Consider the following 2,392-nt stretch of genomic DNA (forward strand, 5'->3'; position numbering starts at 1 on the left):
TTATTGGTGCGAAAGTTGAGAATATAATATAATAAAGAAGGAGATTTTTTTATATTGAAAAAATACTTAATGTCTATTATTGTTGTTTTATCTACTTTTCTATTAATTTTTTCATCAAGTACAAGTTACGCGAAGGAGAATACACCTAAAAATTTAAAGGAAAGTAAAATTGAAAAACTAAAATTACCACCTGATTACTTAGAACAGTTAGATCCCATTATTTTAGAAGATATACTAAATAATGAAAATTTAGTAGAGTTTGATAGTTCAACAACTTATGTATGGTCAGAAGAAAAACAAGAATTAATTCCTGAATTGACTATTAGTAAAGATGGAACTGAATATTTTAACGATAAAGATAAGGTTGATGGAGGTGTATTCAAACCTTTTGCTACAATTCCAACAGACAAGTTTTCTATTACTGTTGATGTTTATAGTTTAGTCTCATCAGACACAAGAAAACGAAAGCAGGTTTATTCTCGATATGAGTGGTACAGTGCACCAGCTTGGTTATTGTACGATCCATTTGGTGTTGCTTGGTCTGACAAATGGCAAGCAACGGATAATACATCTAGGAAAGTTGACTATTATAAAAGCCCAAGTGCCACTAGTTGGACAGTTCATGAAGATACTAAAGCACTTGCCTATTCCGGTGCAAATGGTGTAGGTTGGGATGCTAATCTATATGGATGGGCTGTGCATGATTACACACAATTAAGGGGGTACGGTAGTATATCAATAGAAACAAAATCTACGTCTAATCCGACTGGAACAGATCAGATTCATACAAATTATGCCCATAAAAAAGGGTCCGGAACGTTAGGTCTTTCATTTGCTGGAATTTCCGTTACTGTTACAGGAAACGCTGATCACGATACTAGGGGAAACTATAAGACATTCTCTTATTAATCGTTATTTAACTTAAAAAGTGAGATTTAAACAATGAGAAAAATATCTAAATTCATATTATTATTTCTATTTATTTTTGGAATACTCTTTTTTTATATGAAAAAAGATGAGTCAAATTTAAAAAATTCATCGACTATTAATATTGAGGTCTTAGAAAAATATAAAGAAAGAGGCTCCTTCTTTGTCAAAGTTAAACAATTCGAATCTACTAATCAAGAAGGTATTGTTGAAGTAATGGATCAAAATCTATGGAATGTATTAGAAATAGGAAAAAAGTATTTTGTTGTTATTTCATGGACTTCACAAAATTCTGAAACAAGTATTTTCAATGGAAATGATTTGAAATTAGAACAAATAGATTTAATAAAAAAGTAATTTACGGAAACATTATTTGTAAGCATCGAATAATGTTTAGTTCGATTAATAAGAAAAAAACACTATCATCAGTATTAAAGTATACAAAGGCAAAAAATGGCTCTCATTCAAGGCAACCCTAGAATGAGAGCTTTTCTATTTGCTTTAAGCTTTCCTGAAGGACTTTATCTTTCATGATAAAGCTAAATTTTTCGTTTAATCTAATATTAGTTGGCAATTCATCTAACAAAATTGGACCATTTGTTTCAAAAAATGTATCCCTGTCATGTAATTGATCAACTTCTGCAAAATAAATATTTTTTATAATTAAATCCAGTTTCGCTTGAACCTTGTACTGGCCAAGATAATGTAATGAGCTTATCGTAGCACCTGTTTCCTCCATAACTTCGCGCCGTGCCGCCTCATCTGGGCTTTCACCCGGTTCTACTTTCCCCCCTGGAAACTCAAATCCCCTTTTTTTATGAATGGTTAGCAGCCATTGATCCTTATATTTGCATATGACCCATACATGCTTAGGATTTTTTGAAAAAGGTAAATAATCAAATGAAAGCTGCACTACATTTCCATAATAATCATTAAAATTTATCATATTAAAACCCCATCTTTTTCACAATTCTACTATGAGTATCATACCATGTATTTTCTCTAGTCTACAAAAAATCACTCCTACATTGTGGAGTGATTTTCACCATCTAGATTAGTTAATATCCCCATAGATTCAATATGCTGTTTCGTTTCGGTCTTGCCAAGGTCGTAAAGCATTTGGTATACATTCATTAATTCCCTGTCCATCTTATCGTTTTCTGGATCATTATGATATTCTAAAAACGGAATATGAGCCCGAACGAATCCCGACACATCTGCCGTATACATTTCGTCAAAAACCCCGCGCAGTGCTCTAATTTCCTCATCTGTTGCTTCAATTTCCAGTTCAAAGGGAGTACCTGTTTTTATTTGCGAAATTCCCCTTGACCCTACTGAAATATAGTACGTTTGTTTTTCCATCGATAATCGCTCCTTACAACTTATCAAATGCGCCTTGGCGTATTTGTGCCCAGATTTTTTCGAGCTTGCTCGAAAAACTACCTTTGAAAATCTGAGGCATCCG

General features: G+C 32.8%; 4 protein-coding genes. 2 read left to right on the forward strand and 2 right to left on the reverse strand.

Features of this window, described 5'->3' with window-relative positions:
• Nucleotides 1-54 precede the first annotated feature (54 nt).
• Nucleotides 55-909 (forward strand): hypothetical protein, encoded by an 855-nt coding sequence (locus BAZO_RS16185; RefSeq protein WP_003332758.1) that lies wholly within the window; start codon nucleotides 55-57, stop codon nucleotides 907-909.
• A gap of 33 nt (nucleotides 910-942) precedes the next feature.
• Complete coding sequence (locus tag BAZO_RS16190; protein ID WP_003332759.1) at nucleotides 943-1,284, forward strand: hypothetical protein; 342 nt, start codon at nucleotides 943-945, stop codon at nucleotides 1,282-1,284.
• A 118-nt stretch (nucleotides 1,285-1,402) separates the two neighbouring features.
• Here the strand turns inward: BAZO_RS16190 and ytkD are convergent, their stop codons facing one another.
• Together ytkD and BAZO_RS16200 are read right to left on the reverse strand one after the other, a co-directional pair.
• On the reverse strand, nucleotides 1,403-1,873 hold the full coding sequence (gene ytkD, locus BAZO_RS16195) for an RNA deprotection pyrophosphohydrolase (protein ID WP_003332760.1): 471 nt from the start codon (nucleotides 1,871-1,873) through the stop codon (nucleotides 1,403-1,405).
• Between the two features lie 77 nt (nucleotides 1,874-1,950).
• Nucleotides 1,951-2,289, reverse strand: coding sequence for a hypothetical protein (locus tag BAZO_RS16200; RefSeq protein WP_003332761.1), 339 nt, complete (start codon nucleotides 2,287-2,289; stop codon nucleotides 1,951-1,953).
• Nucleotides 2,290-2,392: the final 103 nt, after the last annotated feature.

The organism is Schinkia azotoformans LMG 9581 (assembly GCF_000307855.1).
Taxonomy (GTDB): Bacteria; Bacillota; Bacilli; order Bacillales; family Bacillaceae_J; genus Schinkia; species Schinkia azotoformans.

Coding starts and splice junctions, on each gene's coding strand:
- BAZO_RS16190 (WP_003332759.1), top strand. CDS start 943: ATGAGAAAAATATCTAAATTCATATTATTATTTCTATTTATTTTTGGA.
- ytkD (WP_003332760.1), bottom strand. CDS start 1,873: ATGATAAATTTTAATGATTATTATGGAAATGTAGTGCAGCTTTCATTT.
- BAZO_RS16200 (WP_003332761.1), bottom strand. CDS start 2,289: ATGGAAAAACAAACGTACTATATTTCAGTAGGGTCAAGGGGAATTTCG.